The sequence below is a fragment of the Hymenobacter segetis genome (genome assembly GCF_038448715.1).
Lineage (GTDB): Bacteria > Bacteroidota > Bacteroidia > Cytophagales > Hymenobacteraceae > Hymenobacter > Hymenobacter segetis.
On sequence record NZ_JBCEVZ010000029.1, the window covers coordinates 40,553 to 62,150 of the forward strand.

18 protein-coding genes are annotated in these 21,598 nt (G+C 59.2%); 10 read left to right on the plus strand and 8 right to left on the minus strand.

The genetic code is table 11. The features are described from left to right. Window positions 1-43 precede the first annotated feature (43 nt). The 3 genes from AAFH49_RS12900 to AAFH49_RS12910 all read left to right on the plus strand — a co-directional run bounded on the left by AAFH49_RS12900 (window position 44) and on the right by AAFH49_RS12910 (window position 3,581). Entirely contained in the window at window positions 44-1,927 is a 1,884-nt protein-coding gene (locus AAFH49_RS12900) for an ABC transporter ATP-binding protein (protein WP_342298678.1), read from the plus strand. A gap of 221 nt (window positions 1,928-2,148) precedes the next feature. Further along, window positions 2,149-2,745, plus strand: coding sequence for a histidine phosphatase family protein (locus AAFH49_RS12905; RefSeq protein ID WP_342298680.1), 597 nt, complete (start codon window positions 2,149-2,151; stop codon window positions 2,743-2,745). A 221-nt stretch (window positions 2,746-2,966) separates the two neighbouring features. Beyond that, window positions 2,967-3,581: a DUF4136 domain-containing protein gene (locus AAFH49_RS12910; RefSeq protein WP_342298682.1), complete on the plus strand. Its 615-nt coding sequence runs from the start codon at window positions 2,967-2,969 to the stop codon at window positions 3,579-3,581. A 101-nt stretch (window positions 3,582-3,682) separates the two neighbouring features. On the opposite strand, the gene AAFH49_RS12915 is transcribed toward AAFH49_RS12910, so the two are convergent. Both AAFH49_RS12915 and AAFH49_RS12920 read right to left on the minus strand, forming a co-directional pair. Continuing rightward, window positions 3,683-4,693, minus strand: coding sequence for an XdhC family protein (locus AAFH49_RS12915; protein WP_342298685.1), 1,011 nt, complete (start codon window positions 4,691-4,693; stop codon window positions 3,683-3,685). A gap of 1 nt (window position 4,694) precedes the next feature. Then, a complete protein-coding gene (locus AAFH49_RS12920; protein ID WP_342298688.1) occupies window positions 4,695-6,113 on the minus strand; it encodes a urate hydroxylase PuuD in 1,419 nt (472 codons plus the stop codon). Between the two features lie 276 nt (window positions 6,114-6,389). On the opposite strand from AAFH49_RS12920, the gene allB reads away from it, so the two are divergent. The 6 genes from allB to AAFH49_RS12950 all read left to right on the plus strand — a co-directional run bounded on the left by allB (window position 6,390) and on the right by AAFH49_RS12950 (window position 12,396). Continuing rightward, window positions 6,390-7,727, plus strand: coding sequence for an allantoinase AllB (allB, locus tag AAFH49_RS12925; protein WP_342298691.1), 1,338 nt, complete (start codon window positions 6,390-6,392; stop codon window positions 7,725-7,727). 4 nt (window positions 7,728-7,731) lie between these two features. After that, window positions 7,732-8,985: an allantoate amidohydrolase gene (locus tag AAFH49_RS12930; RefSeq protein WP_342298693.1), complete on the plus strand. Its 1,254-nt coding sequence runs from the start codon at window positions 7,732-7,734 to the stop codon at window positions 8,983-8,985. Between the two features lies 1 nt (window position 8,986). Further along, on the plus strand, window positions 8,987-9,733 hold the full coding sequence (gene allE, locus AAFH49_RS12935; RefSeq protein WP_342298694.1) for a (S)-ureidoglycine aminohydrolase: 747 nt from the start codon (window positions 8,987-8,989) through the stop codon (window positions 9,731-9,733). Window positions 9,734-10,002: 269 nt separating this feature from the next. After that, window positions 10,003-10,512: a 2-oxo-4-hydroxy-4-carboxy-5-ureidoimidazoline decarboxylase gene (uraD, locus tag AAFH49_RS12940; protein ID WP_342298696.1), complete on the plus strand. Its 510-nt coding sequence runs from the start codon at window positions 10,003-10,005 to the stop codon at window positions 10,510-10,512. Beyond that, a complete protein-coding gene (uraH, locus tag AAFH49_RS12945; protein ID WP_342298698.1) occupies window positions 10,509-10,847 on the plus strand; it encodes a hydroxyisourate hydrolase in 339 nt (112 codons plus the stop codon). The genes uraD and uraH overlap by 4 nt, the downstream gene beginning before the upstream one ends. A gap of 109 nt (window positions 10,848-10,956) precedes the next feature. Continuing rightward, window positions 10,957-12,396 carry a DUF6986 family protein gene (locus AAFH49_RS12950; RefSeq protein ID WP_342298700.1) on the plus strand — a complete coding sequence of 480 codons (1,440 nt, stop codon included), beginning with the start codon at window positions 10,957-10,959 and terminating at the stop codon, window positions 12,394-12,396. 85 nt (window positions 12,397-12,481) lie between these two features. On the opposite strand, the gene AAFH49_RS12955 is transcribed toward AAFH49_RS12950, so the two are convergent. Then, entirely contained in the window at window positions 12,482-12,838 is a 357-nt protein-coding gene (locus tag AAFH49_RS12955; protein WP_342298702.1) for a hypothetical protein, read from the minus strand. 359 nt (window positions 12,839-13,197) lie between these two features. On the opposite strand from AAFH49_RS12955, the gene AAFH49_RS12960 reads away from it, so the two are divergent. Continuing rightward, window positions 13,198-15,606: a glycoside hydrolase family 3 N-terminal domain-containing protein gene (locus tag AAFH49_RS12960; RefSeq protein WP_342298704.1), complete on the plus strand. Its 2,409-nt coding sequence runs from the start codon at window positions 13,198-13,200 to the stop codon at window positions 15,604-15,606. Window positions 15,607-15,734: 128 nt separating this feature from the next. Here AAFH49_RS12960 and AAFH49_RS12965 read toward each other — a convergent pair whose 3' ends face one another. From AAFH49_RS12965 to AAFH49_RS12985, 5 genes are all read right to left on the minus strand, one after another. After that, window positions 15,735-16,316, minus strand: a complete 582-nt coding sequence (locus AAFH49_RS12965) for a hypothetical protein (RefSeq protein ID WP_342298706.1) — start codon at window positions 16,314-16,316, stop codon at window positions 15,735-15,737. Beyond that, window positions 16,313-16,684: a hypothetical protein gene (locus tag AAFH49_RS12970; RefSeq protein WP_342298708.1), complete on the minus strand. Its 372-nt coding sequence runs from the start codon at window positions 16,682-16,684 to the stop codon at window positions 16,313-16,315. Before AAFH49_RS12970 ends, AAFH49_RS12965 begins: the two co-directional genes overlap by 4 nt. A gap of 3 nt (window positions 16,685-16,687) precedes the next feature. Next, window positions 16,688-17,707: a hypothetical protein gene (locus AAFH49_RS12975; RefSeq protein WP_342298710.1), complete on the minus strand. Its 1,020-nt coding sequence runs from the start codon at window positions 17,705-17,707 to the stop codon at window positions 16,688-16,690. Between the two features lie 136 nt (window positions 17,708-17,843). After that, window positions 17,844-20,135, minus strand: coding sequence for a xanthine dehydrogenase molybdopterin binding subunit (locus AAFH49_RS12980; protein ID WP_342298712.1), 2,292 nt, complete (start codon window positions 20,133-20,135; stop codon window positions 17,844-17,846). 126 nt (window positions 20,136-20,261) lie between these two features. Beyond that, window positions 20,262-21,598: FAD binding domain-containing protein (locus tag AAFH49_RS12985; RefSeq protein ID WP_342298714.1), on the minus strand; the 1,337-nt coding region annotated here is incomplete at its 5' end.

The following is a 21,598-nucleotide window of genomic DNA, read 5'->3' on the forward strand; positions in this document are numbered from 1 at the left end:
GCCGCCCCCCAAACCCGGCCCCAAGCTTGCCCCAGCCCGGGCCATGTTTGAATTCCTGAAATCCATTTCCGCCAAGAATCCCAACGGCGGGCGCGGCCCCGAAAAGCCCGCCGTGAGCGTGCGCGAGCGGGTATCGGCCCTGCGCCACCTGCCCGCCTTCCTGAAACTAATCTGGCACACCAGCCCCGGCCTGGCGCTGGGCAACATCGCGCTGCGCCTGCTGCGGGCGTTTCTGCCGCTGGCCACGCTCTACATCGGCCGCCTGATTATCGACGATGTGGTGGCCCTCACCAAGCTGCCCGCGGCAGCGCGGCAGCTCACGCCCGTGCTCACCCTCGTGGCGCTGGAGTTCGGCCTGGTGCTGCTGGCCGATGCCCTGGGCCGCGGCGTGGCCCTGCTCGACAGCTTGCTCGGCGACCTGTTCGCCAACCAGTCGTCCATCCGCCTCATGGAGCACGCCGCCGAGCTAGACCTCGACCAGTTCGAAGACAGCACCTTCTACGACAAGCTGGAGCGCGCCCGCCGCCAAACCCTCTCCCGCACCGTGCTCATGAGCCAGGTCCTCAGCCAGGGCCAGGACTTCGTGACGCTGCTGCTGCTGGCCGGCGGCCTCGTCGCCTTTCAGCCGTGGCTGCTGGGGCTGCTGCTGCTGGCCGTGGTGCCCGCCTTCCTCGGCGAGTCGCACTTCAACGAGCGCAGCTACTCCCTCTCGCACTCCTGGACGCCCGAGCGCCGCGAGCTTGACTACCTCCGCCAGACCGGCGCCAGCGACGAAACGGCCAAGGAAGTGAAGATTTTCGGCCTCTCCGATTTCCTGATAACCCGCTTCCGCGAGCTGTCCGACGACTTCTACCGCCAGAACAAGAGCCTCGTGCTGCGTCGCGCCAGCTGGGGCACGCTCTTCGCCGCCATCGGCGCGGCCGGCTACTATGGCGCATACGTCTACATCATTGCCCGCACCGTGGCTGGGCAGATTTCGCTGGGCCAGCTCACCTTCCTGGCTGGCTCGTTTGCCCGGCTGCGGGGGCTGCTCGAAGGCATCCTCAGCCGCTTCAGCTCGGTGGCCGACGGGGCCTTGTATCTGCAGGATTTCTTCGACTTCTTTGCGCTGCGGCCGCGCATCGTCACCCAGCCGCTCTACGGCGAGCGGCCCATTCCCTTCCCCCGGCCCATTAAGCAGGGTTTCGAGTTTGAAAACGTCGGATTCCAGTACAAGAATGGTACAAAATGGGCCATTCGCAACCTGAGTTTCACTCTGCAAGCCGGTGAAAAGCTGGCGCTGGTGGGCGAAAACGGGGCCGGTAAAACCACGCTGGTGAAGCTCCTGGCCCGCCTCTACGACCCCACTGAAGGCCGAATCCTGCTCGATGGCTACGACCTGCGCGAGTACGACCCGGCCGAGCTACGCCGCGAAATTGGCGTCATCTTCCAGGATTTTGTGCGCTTCCAGCTGCCGGCTGGCCAAAACGTGGCCGTGGGCCGCATTGAGGAGCGCCACAACCAGCCCCGCATCGAAACCGCCGCCCACCAGAGCCTCGCCGATACCGTCATCGCCAAGCTGCCCGGCGGCTACGACCAGATGATTGGCCGCCGCTTCAACGGTGGCGTGGACCTGAGCGGCGGGGAGTGGCAGAAAATCGCCCTCGGCCGCGCCTATATGCGCGACGCCCAGCTCCTCATCCTCGATGAGCCCACCGCCGCCCTCGACGCCCGCGCCGAGTACGAAGTCTTCCAGCGCTTCAAGGAGCTCACCCAGGGCAAAACCGCCGTCCTCATCAGCCACCGCTTCAGTACCGTCCGCATGGCCGACCGGATTCTGGTCATCGAAAACGGTCAGTTTGTGGAAATCGGCAGCCACGAGGAGCTGCTGAGCCGGGGCGGGCGCTACGCGGAGCTGTTTGCCTTGCAGGCCGCCGGGTATCGGTAGAAGAAGGAAGCGGGGTAGTGGAACGTCATAAAAGGACGTCATGCAGAGCGCAGCGAAGCATCTTTACCGCGCAACGTAATCCAATCAAAAGGATTAGTGGTGGCGGTAAAGATGCTTCGCTGCGCTCTGCATGACGTTCTGGGTTTTTTTGAATAAGCCCTCGGCACCACCCACCCGCTACCTTGCGGCCGTCCCGGCCGTTTTCCCGTATCGCTTCCACCATGCCAAAACTCACCGATTCCGATAAAGCCCGGCTGTATCTGATATCCAAACTCCCGCCGTTTGCCCCGAAAGCGGCAGTCGTGCCGCCCGCGCCCGTGCTGCGCATCGTCATCATCCGGCACGGCGAGAAGCCGCCCGAGGGCGATAATCTTTCCTGCGCCGGCCTGAATCGGGCGCTGGCCCTGCCCGCCGTGCTCAATCAGCTCATGCTCTCGCCGCCCAACCTCACCTTCGTGCCCGTCATCGGCACCAACGACAAGGACACGACCCGCGTGCGGATGCTGCAAACCGTGATGCCCTACGCCGTGCAACACAACCTCACCATCAACAGCGACTTTATGGTGGAAAACACCAAAGCCTTTGCCCGGCAGCTGCGGAAGCTCCGGGGCACGGTGCTGGTGGTGTGGGAGCACGATAACATCGTGGAAATCACCAAAGACCTGGGCCTCGAAAACGTGTCGGACTGGCCCGATACCGATTTCGACAGCATCTGGACCATCAGCTTCAGCGGCGGTGGGGCTAAGGGCAAAGCCAAGCATCCGGTTTTGGCCAAAAGCCGGCAGCACATCCGCCCTTCGGCAATTTGCCCGGGCTAAGCCTGGCATGCCGGTCCGGGGAGCTTGGCGGGCGCGAAGCCCGGCCGGCCAGAGCAGGCGCTGCGCCGGGCAGCTCGTGATGTAAGCTGCCGGTTGCCGAGTAATCGGGGCTGGCAGGCCGTGGGGCGGATGTTCATAATTTTTTCGCCGGGTGTAAGCGCCTAAGTGCCTAAGGTTTCGTAAATTGGTAATTCCATCGCCTCACGAGAATTCCCTTAGTCATGAAGCCTGTTACTACATTATTGGCACTCGTCGTGCTGGCCCTCACAGGCTGCATGGCCACCCGCGAAGCCCGGGTTGATTCGGATTATAGCTACCGGGGCAATTTTCGCCACTACCGTACCTACGATTTCGTGACCGGCACCGGCCTCACCTCCGACAGCAGCGCCCTGGGCCAGTCGGTGCGCGAAGCCATTCAGCAGCGCTTCCTGGCCCAGGGCTACCGCCGGGCCAAGCGCCGGCCCGATATGCTGGTGAATTTCCGGGTGTATCAGGGCGATATGAAATTCCACGGCTTCCAGCAGGAAGACCTCAGCCAGTGGATTAAGCGCAACATCGAGGAAACCGACGACACGCCCAAGGAAGAGCGCCAGGGCTACGAGCCCATCCGCTTGCTACTGGCCGAGGGCACGCTTCTGGTCACCCTCATCGACGTGAAAACCAACCGCGCCGTCTGGAACGGCTACGCCTCGGGCGTGACCGTACCCGAAGGCCCCATGGGCGAAGTTGTGCTCCGCCGCTCCGTGCGCTCCATCCTGGACCGCTACCGCATTTTCACCGAAGAATTTGCCAACGGCACCGTCCCCAACAACGAGGCCAGCGACACAGACCGCTAAGCACGAGTACCCCGAAATTTTATTTCGGGCCGTGTGAACGATGACGTTCCGACAACAATGATGTTCTGACGGGCCGAAATAAAATTTCGGGGTACTCGTGCCTAGTGCCTCGCCCGCCGCACCTGAATCAGCTCAGCCGCGATGCTGATGGCAATTTCCTCTGGCGTCTGGCTCTGGATGGGCAGGCCAATGGGGCCGCGCAGCCGCGCAATCTCCGCTTCCGAAAAGCCTTCTTCCCGCAGGCCCCGGCGCAGCTCAGCTATTTTGGCCACGCTGCCCATCACGCCTAAGTAGTGGTAGGAGCGGCGCAGTAAATGGCGCAGCACTACGGCATCGGTGCGGTAGCCCACGGTCATCACCACCACGTACCGGTGCGGGCCGGCAGGTACTTCGGCGGCCACCTTTTCGTAGTCGATGACGCGGCGGTGGTGCGCCGCTTGGTTGCTTTCGAGCGTGGGCAGGTTGGGCCGGTCGTCCAGCACGGTTAGCTCAAAATCGAGCGCCGCCGCCACGTTGGACAGCGCCAGGCTGACGTGCCCGCCGCCCACGATGGTAAGTTGGTCGCGGAAGCCCAGCCGCTCGCGGTAGCGCCACGCCGCGCCCGGCTGGTAGTTGTAGAAATGGGTTGATTCCGTTTCCGTTGCAACTTCATCAGCCAATTCAGAAGCCGTGGCGGCGGGAAGAAACCGGAACCCATGAGCCGCGCTCAATTCCAAAAAGCCGCCGCTGAGCGTTTGCAAAGCATTTCCGATGGCGGATACGGTCGCTAAGTCGTTTGCAGTCAGGGGCCAGAGCAGCACGTCCTGCTCGCCCGAGCACATCATGCCGGAGCGGTCGGCCGGCGCTTCCCGCCGATGAATCTGGGGTCGCAGCAGCGGTGTGATTTCGCCGGTTTGCAGGCGCTGGCGGGCCAACTCCACAAACTTGTGCTCCATAATGCCCCCGCCGATGGAGCCGGCCACGGTATCGGCCGTCACGGCCATCTTGAACCCCTGGCGGCCGGGACTGCTGCCCTCGCTACGCAGCACGGCCAGCAGGGCCACGGGCGTGCCGGCCTGCTGGCTGGCAGCGGCGAGAGTCCAAACGGGCAGGTCGCGGGGCGAGGCGGGCATCTTACTTGTTCTGGGCGCCCTGATTAATCCAGCACGCAATCAGGTCGCGCTCCTCCTGCGTAATCTGGGTTTTGTTGTTCTGGGGCATCGTCTTGGTAACGACTACGCGCTGCATGATTTTGTCTTTCAGGCGAATGATGTCTTCCGGCGTGTCATACACCACGCCGTTAGGCGGTGATTTGAACACGTCGTCCGTCGGGTGCGCGGAGTGGCATTGGATGCAGCGCTTCTGCACAATCATGTTCACCTGGCTCATCGTCACCTGCTCGGTGCAGGCGCTGCCGCCGGCCGCGCTGCCCGACTGGGCCGGCGGGGCCGTCACGAACACCACGCCCAGCAGCAGAGCCACGGCGGCGGGCAGCACCCACACCGCCGTATCGGTCTGATGCTTTTCGCGCAGGTTCAGCCAGTGTTTCACGCCGGCCGTGCCCAGCGTGATGGCCGCCAGAATGGCCCACGGATATGAGTGCCCAAAAGTGCTGGGAAAGTGGTTGCTGACCATCACAAACAGCACCGGCAGCGTGAAGTAGTTGTTGTGCAGCGAGCGCGCCAGGGCGTTTTTGCCCAGCTGCGGGTCGAGCGGCGTGCCTTCGGTGGCAGCCTTCACCATGGCCTTCTGGGCTGGGATGATGGTGAAAAACACGTTGCCCACCATCAGCGTGCCCAGCATGGCCCCGAAGTGGATGTAGGCCGCCCGCGCACTGAACACCTGCGCATAGAAAAACGCAAACGCCGTAGCGATGATAAATCCAGTGACAATGAACCACTTGCTGCGTACCAGCGCCGTGCGGCACAGTCCGTCATAAATCAGCCAGGCCGCTACAAACGAGCCCACGCCAATGCCCACGCCCGCCAGCGGCGAAATATCCAGCACGCGCGGGTCAATCAGCATCGAACTGGCGTTGAAATAATACACCACAAACAGCAGGCTGAACCCCGAAAGCCAGGTAAAATACGCCTCGTACTTAAACCAGTGCAAGCTTTTGGGAATGACCTTTGGGGCCGACTTATATTTCTCCAGATAATAAAAACCGCCGCCGTGCACGGCCCAGAGGTTGCCGGCCAGCTCCTCGCGCACGTTGTCGGTGCGGTTGAGGGCGTTTTCGAGGAATACGAAATAGAACGACGCCCCAATCCAGGCGATGCCGAAGGTGATGTGCATGAGGCGCACCACGATGTTGAGCCATTCCAGAATGTGCCCGGCCCAGGGCGTATCACGCGCCAGCACGTAGGCGATGCCCACCGCCGCGATGACGGCCAGCAGAATCAGTAGGTAAGAATAGCCTTGCAGCGTAGAGCCGCCTTCGCCCACCACGCCGCCATCGGGCCGGGTTTTGGCCACGCGCTGGAGGGCGAAAATGACGCCCAACAGCAGCAGAAACGCCAGTATCAGGGAGAGCAGGGTAATGTATTGAAGCATATGGTAAGCGGGTAATAGGGGAATTTTGGGTAGAGGGAGTAGGGAGTATCAAGGAAAAACCTGGAACGTCATGCTGAGCGTAGCCGAAGCATCTCGCGTGCCGCAACTAAATCTTTTCATTGACCGATTAGATGTTCAACGATTAGATTACTACTGCACGCGAGATGCTTCGGCTGCGCTCAGCATGACGTTCTTTCAAAAGGATGCCACCATGTGGCCCCTGCCAATTAATTAAACCGGGAAAAAGCCCCCAATTTAGCGCCAAATTCCCTACTCATGTCAACTCTTGCTTTGCGCAGCCAGCGCGTCGTCACGCCTGAAGGCGAGCGCGCCGCCACCCTCCTCGTCGAAAACGGCCGTATCAGCGCCGTGCTGCCCCATGATGCCGACGTGGCCGGCGCCACGCTCATCGATGTCGGCTCCCACGCCATCCTCCCCGGCGTGATTGACCCGCACGTTCACATCAACGAGCCCGGCCGCACCGACTGGGAAGGCTTCGATACGGCCACCCGCGCCGCACTGGCCGGCGGCCTCACCAGTTTGGTAGATATGCCGCTGAACTCCGCGCCAGTCACCACATCGGTGGCCAATTTAGAACTGAAAAAAGCCGCTACGAAGGGCCAGTTGCACACCAACGTGGGCTTCTGGGGTGGCGTGGTGCCGGGCAATGCCGAGGAGATTGAACCGCTGATTGCGGCTGGCGTACTCGGCTTCAAGGCCTTTCTCACGCACTCGGGGATTGATGATTTTCCGAATGCCACGGAGGATGATTTGCGGCGGGTGATGCCCATTCTGGCGCGGTATAAGTTGCCGCTGCTGGTGCATTGCGAGCTGTCGGAAGACAACGACGAGTGGAAAAAAAACGACCACCGCTCGTACCCGAACTACCTGGCATCACGCCCCAAAAAGTGGGAGGACGATGCCATCGCCATGATGATTCGCCTGTGCGAGGAGTTTAATTGCCCGGTGCACATCGTGCATTTGTCGTCGGCCGATTCCATTGCGCCCATTGCCGCCGCCAAGGCCAAGGGCCTGCCGCTGACGGTAGAAACCGGCCAGCACTACCTCTACTTCAACGCCGAGGACATTGCCGACGGCCAGACGCAGTTCAAGTGCGCCCCACCCATCCGCGAGAAGGCGAACAACGACCAGCTATGGGCGGCGCTGCAGAGCGGGGTTATTGATTTCGTGGCCACTGACCACTCACCCGCGCCGCCCGACTTGAAGCAGCTCGAAAACGGGGACTTCACGACGGCCTGGGGCGGCATTGCCTCGCTGCAATTTGCCCTGCCGGTGCTGTGGACGGCCGCCCGCCAGCGCGGAGCCAGCTTGTCCGATATTGTGAAATGGCTGAGCACGAACCCGGCAAAGCTGGCCGGCCAGAGCGGGAAAAAAGGTCAAATCGCGCCCGGCTTCGATGCGGATTTAATCGTTTTCGACCCCGAAAAGAACTTTGAGGTGAGCGAAGACATGATTCTGCACAAACACAAAGTGTCGCCTTACATTTGCCAGGAATTGGCGGGCGTGGTGGAATTAACTTTTCTCAAAGGCGAACAGGTTTTTCAGCGCCCCAATTTCACTCACCTCAACCACGGCGAATTTTTAACCCGGTAGCGGAATGCAGCAGGAATACACGGCACGCGCTGAGCGAATTATGCAGCGCATCAACGAGTTGGCGGCCATCAGCGAAGACGCGGATGGCGTGACGCGCACCTTCGGCACGCCCGCCTTCCTCGAAGGCCGCGACCTGGTGCAAAGCTGGCTCGAAGCCGCCGGCCTGCCCACCCGCGTCGATGGCATTGGCAACCTGCGCGCGCGCCTGGAAAGCCCGAACCCCGATGCCAAGACCTTCGTGCTGGCCTCGCACATCGATACGGTGGTGAACGCCGGCAAATTCGACGGCCCGCTGGGCGTGCTCATGGGGCTCGATTTGCTGGAAAACCTGCTGGCACAAAAAGCCGAGCTGCCCTTTCACATCGAGCTGATTGCGTTTAGCGACGAGGAAGGCGTGCGCTTTCACACCACCTACTTGGGCAGCAAAGTGGTGACCGGGGCTTTCGACCACGCCCTGCTGGCCCGGTGCGACGAAGCCGGCATCTCCCTAGACCAGGCGCTGGTGGCCATGGACGCCGATGCCTCGCAGCTCACGCTGGATGCCATTCCGGCCGCCGAGTGGCTGGGCTATTTTGAGATGCACATCGAGCAGGGCCCGGTGCTCTGGGAACGGAACGTGCCGGTGGCTCTGGTGACGGCCATTGCCGGCCAGCAGCGCGTGGAACTGACTTTTAAAGGCATGGCTGGCCACGCCGGTACCGTGCCGATGAACATGCGCCAGGATGCCCTCTGCGCCGCCGCCGAGTTCGTGCTCATCGCCGAGCAATTTGCCCAGGCGCACGGCCAGGGTTTGGTGGCCACGGTGGGCAAGCTGGCCATCAGCCACGCCGCCAGCAACGTCATTCCCGGCGAAGTAACGTGCAGCCTCGACCTGCGCAGTCCCGACGAGCAGCAGCTGGCCCAGGCCTACGACTTCCTCCGCAGCCACGCCGAAGCCTTGGCTGTGCAGCGCAACGTGGTGCTGGAGTGGAAGTTGATTCAGCAAACCGCGCCCGTCGCCTGCGATGCTAATCTGAACGTTTTGCTGGCTCAGGCCATCGCCGACAGTGGCTACGAAACCATCCCGTTGGTGAGCGGCGCGGGCCACGATGCCGTGCCCGTTTCTTTCGTGGCGCCCGCTACGATGCTATTCATTCGCTGCTACAAAGGCATCAGTCACAATCCGCTGGAGAATGTAGAACTGGCTGATTTGGCCGCCGCCATCGCCGTGGCCGACCAATTCATCACCCTTCTCCGCACTCAAAATCCCACCCGTTAATATGGAAATGTCCGCCCTGACGCGCTCAGTTGTGAAGCGCAACCACGCCATCATCGCCCCCGATGGCTACATCAACAGCAACGTGCCCGGCTGGACCGGCTGCACCACCAACGTCATCATCAACGAGCAGATGGGCGCGCGCCTCTGCCAAACGCTCATCACCCTCACCGAGGCCGGCAATGTGAAGGGCGAAACCGAGGCTTCGCAGATTTTCTTCTACGTGGTGCAGGGCGGCTGCACGGCCACCGTGGGCGGCGAAACCCGCACGCTGAAAGTGGGCGAGTACGTGTATGTGCCCGTAAGTCAGACTTATGAATTCAGTCAACCCGAAGCCGGCACGCAGCTTTTGACCTTTCATAAAGTGTATGAGCCGCTGGCCGGCCACGCCACGCCGGGCATCTTCTGGGGCGAGCGCGACTACAGCAAAGCGCCCATCTACATGAACGACGAGGCCCTGCGCATCCAAGAGCTGCTGCCGAACGTGCCGGGCTTCGATATGGCCGTGAACATCTTCACCTACGGCATCGGCGGCAACCTGCCCATGGTGGAAACCCACATCATGGAGCACGGTCTAATGTACCTTGAAGGCCAGGCCATTTATATGCTTGACCAGTGCTGGTACCCGGTGAAAAAAGGCGATTCCATCTGGATGGGGCCGTATTGCCAGCAGTGGGCCACGGCCATGGGCCAGGAGCCGTCGGTTTATATCTATTACAAGAATGTAAACCGGTTTCCAACGATGGTTTAATTATATCACCATGGGAAATTGGCCGCCCGAGGAATTTTGGTTTGACTTGTCAAGCGCAACAGACGGTAAGTATCTGTGTGCAGAGGTGTATTACGCCAAATTTTATATCTGCGCTATTGATACTGAAATAGGTGAATTCAGTGTCAGTTTTCACAACCACGCTAGTGTCAACTACGGTCTGCCGGACTCTATTACCATCAATTTAAATGAATTCATAGCTACGCTGGAAGAAGCTAAAGTGGAGCTGCTGAAACGTTATAATGGAATAAATGACCCTCTCTGAACTCAATAATCTTCCCAAACCCGCCCTCGCCGAAGCCCTGCAAAAGTGCTGCGGCTCGACTGCCTGGGTGAAAAATATGCTCGCCGCCTTCCCCGTGTCCGATGCCGAAACGCTGATGGACGAGGCCAACACCGCGTGGAATAAGCTGGACGAAGCCGACTGGCGCGAAGCCTTCACCCACCACCCCAAAATTGGCGGCGATGTGGAAGCGCTACGCGCCAAATTCGCCAGCACCAGCACCTGGGCCGAGGGCGAGCAGGCCTCTGTGAAACAGGCTTCGCAGGAAACGCTGGAAGCGTTGGCGACTGGTAATGAAGACTACGAGCGCAAGTTTGGCTACATTTTCATCGTGTGCGCCACAGGCAAAACGGCCGACGAAATGCTGGCCCTACTGCAAGCCCGCCTCACCAATGACCCCGCCGACGAAATCCTTATCGCCGCCGGCGAACAGAACAAAATCACCCGCCTTCGCCTCGAAAAACTCCTCGCCGCATGAGCCAGATAACCACTCATATTCTCGACACCACCAAGGGCAAGCCGGCGGCCAATGTCAGCATTGCGCTGCTGCAACAAGTGGGGGAGGACTGGCAGGAAATTGCGCGCGGCAAAACAAACGCCGATGGCCGTATTCCCGACTTATTGCCGAAGGAAAAACAGGTGGAGTTGGGGGTGTATAAAATGAAGTTCTACACCCAGCAATATTTCGCCCAAGACGGCACGGCGAATTTTTATCCCTTCGTGGAAATCGTGTTTAACGTGGCTGAAAACGCGCATTACCACGTGCCGCTGCTGCTGAATCCATTCGGGTATTCCACCTACCGCGGCTCGTGAGAACGATGTAGCGCGAAGCTCCAGCTTCGCGTTTCGTCCGCGCCATTACCACGATTATCGTTCAACGACACGCGAAGCTGGAGCTTCGCGCTACATCTTAATTCCCACCATGAAACTCAGCTTACCCGAATCCGACAAAGCCGCCCTGCTCGACCAGCTGGGCGCGGCCAATATCAAATTCCAGCACACCTACCCCGGCGACCGGCCCGACCGCCAGCCCGTGCATACCGTGTACGGCGGTGCCAATCTTTTCAAGGCCGATACCTGCGTGAAAATGGGCGAAATCGCCCTCAACAACCTGCTCACCTACGCTCCCAATTTCGTGGAGCTGGCCCGCGCCCTCCAGTTTAAAAACCACGAGCACCTGCCGCACCTCGAAGCCGACGTAGCCGCCCTGACGGCGAAACTCGACGCCATGAGCCCTGAGGACCGCAAGCAGGAGCCCGCCTGGCTGGCTTACTCGGTCTACAATAAAATCGTGGCGAAGCTGAAGCGCGAGGCCGTGGAAGACTTCCGCGTCGATTTTGAAGATGGCTTCGGCAACCGGCCCGATGCGGAGGAGGACGAAACCGCCGTGCGTGCTGCCAAGGAAGTAGCCAAAGGCATGACGCAGGGCACGCTCTCGCCGTTTATCGGAATCCGCATCAAGCCCTTCACTGAAGATTTGAAGCAGCGTGGCGTGCGCACGCTCGACATTTTCCTGACCGCATTGCTGGCCGAAACCGGCGGCAAGCTGCCCGACAACTTCGTGGTGATGCTGCCCAAAGTGACCATCCCGGAGCAGATGACCACAATGGTGCGCCTGTTTGAGCTGCTGGAAAAGGCCAACGGCCTGGCCCCCGGCACCCTCAAAATGGAGACGATGGTGGAGGCCACCCAAATCATCATGGACGAGGAGGGGCGCAACCCACTTATGCGCATCATCCGGGCCAGCGAGGGGCGCTGCATCGCGGCCCACTTCGGCACCTACGACTACACCGCCAGCTGCGGCATCACGGCCAAGTACCAGACCATGGGCCACCCGGTGAATGACTTCGCCCACCACATGACCAAAGTGGCGCTCGGCGGCACCGGCATTTTCCTCTCGGATGGGGCTACCAACGTGATGCCCATCGGCCCGCACCGCGGCGACAACCTGACGTTTGCCCAGCTGCGCGAAAACCGCGAGTCGGTACACAACGCCTGGCGGCAAGCGTACCACCACAGCACGCACTCGCTCATCAACGGCTTCTACCAGGGCTGGGACCTGAACCCCGCGCAGCTGCCGATGCGCTACGCCGCCACCTACAACTTCTTCCTCAGCAGCTACGACGACGCGGTTTTCCGTCTGAAAACCTTCGTGGAGCGCGCCGCCATTTCTACCCTTACCGGCGACATCTTCGACGATGCCGCCACCGGCCAGGGCCTGCTCAACTTCTTCCTGAAAGCCCTGAACTGCGGCGCCATTTCGGAAGAGGAGATTTTGGCGACTGGCCTGACGCTGGAAGAGGTGCAGACCCGCTCGTTCTTCCGCATTCTGGAAGGACGTCGCGCCAAAGCAGCGAAGTAGCCAGCCGGCATGCGCAAAGCCCCCGTCGCCTTGGTTCCTGCTACGCGGGGACTGGGGCAACGGGGGTTTTTGTTGGCGCAAGGACTTAGAAGCGAGACTGCACCACCGCGTACTGCTTCTGGGGCCGGGCCAGGCTTTCGGTGAAAAGCTTGTTGTATTCGGCTGCTTTGGTCTTGCCGTATCCCTTTTCAAGCAGTTTCAGGATGTCATAGCTGTGGCCATGCAGCACGGGGTCCATGATAAACATGTAGGAGTATGTGCCGTCGGTTTCGGGCCGGTACGCATTCAGAACGCGCGTCTGACGGAAAGTGCGCTGGTCGGTGGCGCTCATCTTCGCCGCCAAAGGCCAGAAAAGCTCGTTGACAAACCGCTCGTACTGGGCGCGCTTGTCGGGCTTCACCGAGTTCACGATAACCCAGACCGTATCGCCAGTAGTGGCCATTGCGCGAGCGGACGGCATTTTCTGCGCAACCGCGGCCGGCGCAAATATCAGGGAAAGAGCCAGGACGGCGCTAGCTGCGAAGAGTTGACGTAGTTGCATGTGAGCGAAAGTGTTAAAGTGAAAAAATATGTTGGCGGGGTGCCCTGAGGCAGCAGTAAACATATGTTGTATAGGTGAATAATAAAATATTTAACCCAAAAAATTATATTGTTCCAATCGCAGTGCCGCTGGCCAACATACTGACTGCCAGCCAGGGGTAGGCCGTAAACGTTTGCGCAGAAAAGCGTTGGTTTCGGACCATTATGGCGGGAAGTTTACAGCTGATTCCAGCTTCCTCAAATCCCACCCGACTGCGCTTTATGAACCGAAAACCCCTGCTGCTGGCCCTGGGCTGCCTGCTGGCCACCACGGCGCACGCCCAGAAAAACCTCTACCACAAGGGCTGGGTCGACTTCAACAAAAACGGCCGGCGCGACGTGTACGAGGATGTGATGCAGCCGCTGGAAAAGCGCGTGGACGACCTGTTGGCCCAGATGACCCTGGACGAAAAAACCTGCCAGATGGCCACGCTCTACGGTTTCGGGCGGGTGCTGAAGGACGAGATGCCCACGCCCGGCTGGAAAAACGAAGTCTGGAAAGACGGTATCGCCAACATCGACGAGGAGCTGAACGGCGTGCGCAATACCCCGAAAGCCGCCAGCAAATACACCTACCCGTTCAGCCAGCACGCCGTGGGCATCAACAACGTGCAGCGCTGGTTCGTGGAGGAAACGCGGCTGGGCATCCCCGTCGATTTCACCAATGAAGGCATCCACGGGCTGAACCACGACCGCGCCACGCCCTTGCCGGCGCCCATCGGCATCGGCAGCAGCTGGGATAAGGCCCTGGTGCGCCGCGCCGGCGAAACCGTGGGTCGCGAAGCCAAAGCCCTGGGCTACACCAACGTGTACGTGCCCATTCTGGACCCCGCCCGCGACCCGCGCTGGGGCCGCGTGGTGGAGTGCTACGGCGAAGACCCCTTCCTCATCGCGGAGCTGGGCAAGCAGATGGTGCTCGGCGTGCAGGGCCAAGGCGTGGCCGCCACGCTCAAGCACTTCGCCGTGTACAGCGTGCCCAAGGGCGGGCGCGACGGCAACGCCCGCACCGACCCGCACGTGGCGCCGCGCGAGCTGCACCAGCTGTTCCTCTACCCGTTCCGGCGCGTCATTCAGGAGGCCCACCCGCTGGGCGTGATGAGCAGCTACAACGACTGGGACGGCGTGCCCATCACCGGCAGCCATTATTTCCTCACCGAGTTGCTGCGCCAGCAATACGGCTTCGATGGCTACGTAGTGTCCGACAGCCGGGCGGTGGAATTCATCTCCGAGAAGCACCACGTGGCGCCCGATTTCCTCGACGGCACGCGCCAGGCCGTGGAGGCCGGCCTGAACGTGTGGACCAACTTCTACACCCCCGCCACCTACATCAACAACGTGCGCGAGCTGGTGAAAACCGGCCGCCTGGCCCAGGCCACCGTCGATGCGCGGGTGCGCGAGGTGCTGCGCGTGAAATTCCGCCTCGGCCTCTTCGACCAGCCCTACGTGCCCGACCCCCGGCAGGCCGACAAAACCGTGCACACGCCCGCCGATGAGGCCTTCGCCCTGCAAGCCAACCGCGAATCACTGGTCCTGCTGAAAAACGAAAACGCCCGCCTGCCCCTGCAAAAAAGCCAGCTCAAAAACCTGCTCGTAGTAGGCCCGCTGGCCGATAATCCCGACCCCGCCATCAGCCGCTACGGCCCCTCGAACAACCCCGTCACCACCGTGCTCAAGGGCCTGCAAGCGGCCGCCGGCCCCGGCCTCACGGTGCAGTACGCCAAGGGCTGCGACGTGGTGTGCCCCGGCTGGCCCGATACCGAGCTGGTGCCCACGCCCCTGAGCGCCCCCGAGCAACAGGGCATCGCCGAAGCCGTGGCCAAAGCCCAGGCCGCCGACGTCATCGTGGCCGTGCTGGGCGAAGACGACAAAACCGTGGGCGAAAGCCTCTCGCGCACCTCGCTCGAGCTGCCCGGCCGCCAGCAACAGCTGCTGGAGGCCCTGCACGCCACCGGCAAGCCTGTGGTGTTGGTGCTCATCAACGGCCAGCCGCTCACCATCAACTGGGCGGCGCGCCAGGTGCCGGCCATTCTGGAAGCGTGGTTTCCGGGCCCGTCGGGCGGCACGGCCATCGCCGAGGCGCTGTTTGGTAACTACAACCCCGGCGGCAAGCTCCCCATGACCTTCCCCAAAAGCACCGGCCAGATTGAGTTCAACTTCCCCTTCAAGCCCGCCTCCCAGGCCGACCAGCCCATCGGCGGCGACCCCAACGGCGGCGGCAAAACCGCCACCAACGGCCCCCTCTATCCCTTCGGCTTCGGCCTGAGCTACACCACCTTCGCCTATTCCAACCTCCAGATAACGCCCCGCGAAGCCGCCCCCAAAGCTCCCATCGAAATTGCGGTGGACGTGGCCAACACCGGCCCGGTAAAAGGCGACGAAGTGGTCCAGCTCTACCTGCGCGACAAGCTCAGCACCGTCATCACCTACGACAGCCAGCTGCGCGGCTTCGAGCGCGTGAGCCTGGCCCCCGGCGAGAAGAAAACCATCCACTTCACCCTCCGCCCCGACGATTTGGCCCTGCTCGACCGCAACATGAACTGGGTAGTCGAGCCCGGCGAATTCGAAGTGCTGGTCGGCAGCTCCTCGACGGATATTCGGGCGAAGCAGACGTTCGTGAGCAAGGCGGAGTAGCTCAGCGCTGCCCAACTCCTTCCCCAAAGCCCTGCGCTGCGACAGAAACGAAAAGAGGCTGAAGCTACGGGAGCTTCAGCCTCTTTTGCGTTGAATAATAAATATGAAATGTCATTAGTAGAACTAAATCACATTTTGCTGACGATTTTTTGAACGATACTCTTAAGCTCAGATTCTAACGCAGTTGCTTTTCTCGTGACATTATCAAAATAGCTCTGATTTACGTCATCGGGGTCTGTTGCAATTTTATTTAATTCTAAAAATTTATCAACTAATTTCTGTTGTATTTCTCTATAATGTGAATTGTAATTCTCTTTTAATGCTTCGCAAAATATGTAAATTCTTTGGTCAACATAGTTCAGTTGAAAATTGATTGACTGTTGTTGACTGTTGTCAAATTCATTTTCTTTTACTTCGCTCCTGAGTTTACTGAATAAGGAATTAGATTTGTGTAATTCTGATATAATGAATTTGACATCATCAATCAGCATTGATTTAATAGTTTTGTTGTTTTCAAAATCGTTTTTTAAACGATAGCCAACCCAAAATCCGATAAAAATTGTTATTAACCAATTTATTAGCTCTGAATATCGGATTTTGTGGTCGATTTCAATCGGTGTCTTAGCTTGGATGATACATCCCAATGCAATGCCTATTACGCCGGCAATAGTGTATAGCCCTACATTCGCTACCCAGTCATTGGCCTTCATTTCCTTTTCTCGGTTTTTGTAACCGGATTTGCTATTTCACTTTCAACCGCTTGGATTCTAGTGACACTATCATCGCATTTTAATACGATTAGATTTCTGATAACATCGGAGGCCTTTTTGGCTCCTATAACTTTGCCTAATTCATAAGTTATTTTGCCGAATGAACCTGATAAAAATGATGATGGATATCCGTTCATGCCAGTTAAATCAATTTCCAGCAAATATCCGCCTACTAGAGCACCAATGAGTTTTCCCATTAAATGATTCAGTAAAAAGTCCTCGCCGGAATACGCTCCTTCAGATTTGTAACGGCCGCCTGGATATTCTGAAAAATCCTTGGCGATGTTTATTCTATCTCTGATTTCCATGGTTTAGGTGACGTTTGCTACTTCCCAATAGATGAAAGTGCCTTCAAAGTTAGTGTCTAATTCTTCGCTTTGCTGAGTTTTGACGTCGATTTTTACATCATTAGTAATGATAATGAAGCGTTTAAATTCAGGTAACGCGGAGCAGCTCAGTATCTGCCTTACACCCTTGCCACTTATTTCGTTGTCGTTTTCTCTTGAAGAAGTAATTTGGCCATCTAAAAAAGGTTTTACTAGAAACATATTGCCTTTATACACATAGCTAAAAGCTTTTCTAAATGTATTAAAGTTTGCACTTTTGAATATCCCTATTCCTAGGTCAATGAAACTATATTTTAGTGTATTGGTGTTTTCGTCAAGGTAGTAATATAGCCACCAGTTAAGTCCATCAAGCGTATTATTTTTTTGTGCGTGATGTATTGTATTAGACATTGCTTCAACAAGAAGATTGTAAAGCGGGTCTGATACCTCATTGTTAGAATCGGAAATTAATAGGTCTTTGCATGCTTTCTTTGCATTCCCGGCGATTTGACTCACAACCTCATTATTGGTTGAATGTTTCCATAATTTGTTTGTTTGAGATGCAACCTTTGTTCCATTGCTCTTTACATAATCATAAAAACCAGATTCTATAAAGAGCTTTTTTAAAGCTGGTTTTGTTGGGGCATTGCCACTGAAGCCAGCTTTTTTGCTTGCTTTTTCACTCAATTTTGCCATTAACAATGCAATTGTATCAGGCGTTAAATTAGAAATTTTTGAGATGTCTAGATATACAGGGTTGGCTTTTGTAATTAAATTTCTTGATGCATTAAAATAATTGAGCACTTCATTTGTGTTCTCTATAAAAGAAAAGTTTTCTGGTGCTACTAAAACCTTGTATGATTTGAATTTTCTGTTGCTGTTAAAATTTTTCCTCTTAAAATAATTGGAAATAATGTGGGTGGCATGTCTTTTTCTGATTTTCCAATTTGTTGAATGCCTTTTTAGTTGATATTTAGTTCGTATGAAGTATAAATTTTTTCTCATATGGTATTCTGGTAAAATCTAATATGTATCAATTGCCTCTCCTTTGGCTAAGCACTGGATATCATAATGCTGCCGGAGGCAAGAAAGGTACCATCTATCTTTTGAACAATATAGTTCAGAAGGTAGACTGTCTCGGCTAAGCCCGTGCCACCGTCGCAGTTTCGTTAATCCCCACAAACTCCGGGTACAAGCTCACCAGCACCTTTTCCGGCGTCATCGGCGCGGAGAAGGGGAGGGCCGTGTGGCCCTGGAAGGCCCGCACCGCGTCGCGCAGGGCGAAGTAGGTGCCGATGCCGTACATGAGAGGCGGCTCGCCCACGGCCTTGGAGCGCAGGATGGCCTTGGGGTGGCCCGGCGTGTCGAGGAAATGCACGTCGAGCACCCGGGGGGCGGCGTAGATGTCGGGGATTTTGTAGCTGTTGAGCGAGTTGCTGAGCAGGCGGCCCTCGGCGTTGTAGGCCACTTCTTCCATGGTCATCCAGCCGATGCCCTGCACCGCGCCGCCCTCAATCTGGCCGCGGTCGATGATTTCGTTGAAGCTCTGGCCGAAATCGTGGGCAATGCGCAGGGCATCCACGGTGTAGGTGCCGCGCAGGCAGTCCACCGTCACGCTGGTGAGGGCCGTGCCGTACACGTGGTAGGCGAAGGGGTGGCCCTGGTTCACGGTGGCGTCGAAATGCAGGTCGGGGGTGGCGTAGTGGGCGTTTTCGGTGAGGGCCACGCGCTTCCAGAAGGCCGACGACACCAGCTTCTCCCAGTTGGTATCGGCGGGCACGCCGGCGGCCAGCACCTGCTCGTCGTGGATTTCGAGGCCCTCGTAGTTGAGCGTGTACTCGGTGCTGGCGTGCTCCAGCAGCCGCTTCCGCAGGGCGGCGCAGGCCATTTCGGTGGCCTTGCCGTTGAGGTCGGCGGTGGCGCTGGCGGCGCTGGGCGAGGTGTTGGCCACGCGGGTGGTGTTGGTGGTTTCGATTTTGATGCGATTAATCGAAATGCCCAACGTGCGGGCCGCCACCTGCGCGATTTTCGTGTTCACGCCCTGGCCCATCTCCACCGCGCCCGTGCTGATGCCCACCGAGCCGTCGGAGTAGATGTGCACCAGCGCCCGCGTCTGGTTCATGGGCGTTTTGGTGAAGGAGATGCCGAAGCAAATCGGCATCACCGCGAAGCCCTTCTTCTTCAGCTTGTTGGTTTGGTTGAACTGCTCGACTTCGGCCCGCATGCCGGCCAGGTCGAACTCGCGAGCGGCCGTGTCCCAGGCCTGCTCGGCGTGGCACATTTCGGCCGCCTGCCGGTACGAGAACAGGTCGCCCTCACGCAGCAGGTTGCACCGCTGCAGCTCGTGGGTGGGCAGGCCCAGCTCCTCGGCCGCCTTGGTCATGGCCGATTCTATCACGAACATGCCCTGCGGCCCGCCGAAGCCCCGGAAGGCGGTGTTGGGCGGCAGATTGGTGCGGCACGAAAAGGCCGTAGCCGTCACGTTGGGCACGAAATAGGCGTTGGTGGCGTGGAAGAGCGTGCGTTCCATCACGGCCGGCGAGAGGTCGGCCGCCGCGCCCGCGTTCTGAAAGAAGGTGACTTCGTAGGCCACGATTTTGAGGTCCTTATCAAAGCCGATTTTGAAATCGGACGAGTAGGGGTGGCGCTTGCCGGTCATGCGCATGTCGGCCATGCGGTCGAGCACCAGCTTCACCGGCTTTTTGGTGAGGAAGGCGCCCAGCGCGGCCAACGCGCCCCAGGGCGTAGCCTGGTCTTCCTTGCCCCCGAAGCCGCCGCCGAGGCGCGTCACGTCCACTTCCACCTGGTGCATGCCCAGGCCCAGCACCACGGCCGTGTGGCGCTGCACGGCCGTCGGTCCCTGCGTCGAAGAAATCATCCGCACGCCGCCCATCTCCGTGGGGAAGGCGTACGCGCCCTGCGTTTCGATGTACAAATGTTCCTGCCCGCCGTTCTCGGCCACGCCCTCGAACACGTGCGCGCAAGAAGCCCAGGCCGCTGCCGAATCGCCGATTTTGAAGGTGCGCGGCGGCACGATGAATTCGCCCTGCGCCGCCGCCACCCGCGGGTCGGTGATGATGGGCAGCGGGTCGATTTCGACCTTGATGAGCTTGAGGGCGGCGTGGGCCTGCGCCTCGGTGCGGGCCAGTACCAGCGCCACCGGCTGCCCCCGAAAATGCACGTGCCCCTCGGCCAGCAGCGGCTCATCGGCCACGATGCCGCCAATTTGGTTTTCGCCGGGAATGTCGGCCGCCGTGAGCACACGCGCCACGCCGGGCGCCGTCAGCGCGGCGCTGAAATCGAGGCTACGGAGCACGCCGTGGGCCAGCGGGCTTTCAAACACGGCCGCGTAGAGCGTGCCTTGCTGCACGGGCACGTCGTCGAGGTACTGCGATTCGCCGCGCACGTGGCGGTTGGGGTCGAGGTGGTTCATGGTTCGGGTAATTCTTGAACGTCATGCTGAGCGAAGTCGAAGCATCTTTACCGCGCAACTAATCAATTTTAGTATCGCGGTAGAGATGCTTCGACTTCGCTCAGCATGACCGTCTAATATTGCTAATTAAATCAATTCATCCACTGCCAATTCCGGCGCAAACTGCAGGAAATGCGCCCACAGCAGCTGGCGTAGCAATAGCCGCTTGTAGTCGGCGGTGCCGCGCACGTCGGAAATCGGGCTGATTTCCTCCTGCATCACAGCATTGGCGGCGCTCACGGTTTCGGCCGACAGCTCGCGGCCCACCAGAAACTCGCTGGTGCGGGCCAGGTACAGCGGCACTGGGCCCACGCCGCCGGCCGACACGCGGGCTGCTTGGATGATGCCGTTTTCAACCCGCAGCCAAGCGGCGGAATTCACGCTGGCAATGTCGAGGTGGGTGCGCTTGGAGACTTTCTCGAAATGGAAGAAGTCGCCGGCCAGTGGGGCGGGGAAGCTGATTTCGATGACCTGCTCGTCGGCCGCCTTCGCCAGCTTTTTGTAGCCCAGGTAGAGGTCGGGCAGGGCCAGCTCGCGGGTGCCGCTGGCCGCGTCGAGCAGCGTGACGGACGCGCCAAGCGCCAGGAACATAATAGTGAGGTCGCCAATCGGCGAGCCGTTGATGAAGTTGCCGGCCACCGTGCCCATGTTGCGGATGGGCGTGCTTGATACCAGTTTCAGGTACTGCGGCAGGTTGGGCAGCAGCCCGCGCATCAGGTCAGATTCGAGCAGCTGGCTGGCGGTGGTGGCGGCGCCCAGCACCACGCGCCCGGTGGTTTCGTGGCGGATGCCGCGCCGGCCGGGTTGGTCGAAAATCAGGCGCACGCCGGGCTGTTCGCGCAACTCTTCGAGGCGCTGCACCATGAGGTCAGTACCGCCGCCGACGAGGGGATGGGTGAAAGGGGCAGGAGGGAAGTGGCCGTGGTCGTTCTGGTTTTGGGCGTGGCCGTTGGGCGAGGTCGAAACTGCGCTGCCGCCGTTGGAATGGGCTGTGGCCGCAGCTGCTATTACTGCTGAAGAAGCTTCAGCTACCGGGGCTTCATCGGGGCGCAGCTTGGCTAGTTTGGCCGGAATCCCGGCAAAGTAGCCGGGCACGAACTGCTTCTCACTGAGCCAGGCCAAAGCATTTTCATTCGGCCGGTCTGCTAGGTCAGCCGTGAGCTTGGCAGCGGCGCGCTCCAATGATTTGTAGCCCGTGCAGCGGCAGATGTTGCCATCGATGGCGGCAATCGTGCTTTTCTCGGTGGCCGGCTGGGTGCTCAGGCTGTGGCCGGTGAGCGACATCACGAAGCCTACCGTGCAGAAGCCGCACTGCGAGCCGCCCTCGTCGACAATGGCCTTTTGCACGGGCGTGAGCTGGCTGCCGGCCGCGTTGATGCCCTCTACCGTCACGATGTGCTTGCCGTGGGCGTTGCCCAGCGGCG

Bases quoted from the DNA above. Each gene is read 5' to 3' on its own strand.
- AAFH49_RS12900 (WP_342298678.1), top strand. From the start codon at position 44: ATGTTTGAATTCCTGAAATCCATTTCCGCCAAGAATCCCAACGGCGGG.
- AAFH49_RS12905 (WP_342298680.1), top strand. From the start codon at position 2,149: ATGCCAAAACTCACCGATTCCGATAAAGCCCGGCTGTATCTGATATCC.
- AAFH49_RS12910 (WP_342298682.1), top strand. From the start codon at position 2,967: ATGAAGCCTGTTACTACATTATTGGCACTCGTCGTGCTGGCCCTCACA.
- AAFH49_RS12915 (WP_342298685.1), bottom strand. From the start codon at position 4,693: ATGCCCGCCTCGCCCCGCGACCTGCCCGTTTGGACTCTCGCCGCTGCC.
- AAFH49_RS12920 (WP_342298688.1), bottom strand. From the start codon at position 6,113: ATGCTTCAATACATTACCCTGCTCTCCCTGATACTGGCGTTTCTGCTG.
- allB (WP_342298691.1), top strand. From the start codon at position 6,390: ATGTCAACTCTTGCTTTGCGCAGCCAGCGCGTCGTCACGCCTGAAGGC.
- AAFH49_RS12930 (WP_342298693.1), top strand. From the start codon at position 7,732: ATGCAGCAGGAATACACGGCACGCGCTGAGCGAATTATGCAGCGCATC.
- allE (WP_342298694.1), top strand. From the start codon at position 8,987: ATGGAAATGTCCGCCCTGACGCGCTCAGTTGTGAAGCGCAACCACGCC.
- uraD (WP_342298696.1), top strand. From the start codon at position 10,003: ATGACCCTCTCTGAACTCAATAATCTTCCCAAACCCGCCCTCGCCGAA.
- uraH (WP_342298698.1), top strand. From the start codon at position 10,509: ATGAGCCAGATAACCACTCATATTCTCGACACCACCAAGGGCAAGCCG.
- AAFH49_RS12950 (WP_342298700.1), top strand. From the start codon at position 10,957: ATGAAACTCAGCTTACCCGAATCCGACAAAGCCGCCCTGCTCGACCAG.
- AAFH49_RS12955 (WP_342298702.1), bottom strand. From the start codon at position 12,838: ATGGCCACTACTGGCGATACGGTCTGGGTTATCGTGAACTCGGTGAAG.
- AAFH49_RS12960 (WP_342298704.1), top strand. From the start codon at position 13,198: ATGAACCGAAAACCCCTGCTGCTGGCCCTGGGCTGCCTGCTGGCCACC.
- AAFH49_RS12965 (WP_342298706.1), bottom strand. From the start codon at position 16,316: ATGAAGGCCAATGACTGGGTAGCGAATGTAGGGCTATACACTATTGCC.
- AAFH49_RS12970 (WP_342298708.1), bottom strand. From the start codon at position 16,684: ATGGAAATCAGAGATAGAATAAACATCGCCAAGGATTTTTCAGAATAT.
- AAFH49_RS12975 (WP_342298710.1), bottom strand. From the start codon at position 17,707: ATGAGAAAAAATTTATACTTCATACGAACTAAATATCAACTAAAAAGG.
- AAFH49_RS12980 (WP_342298712.1), bottom strand. From the start codon at position 20,135: ATGAACCACCTCGACCCCAACCGCCACGTGCGCGGCGAATCGCAGTAC.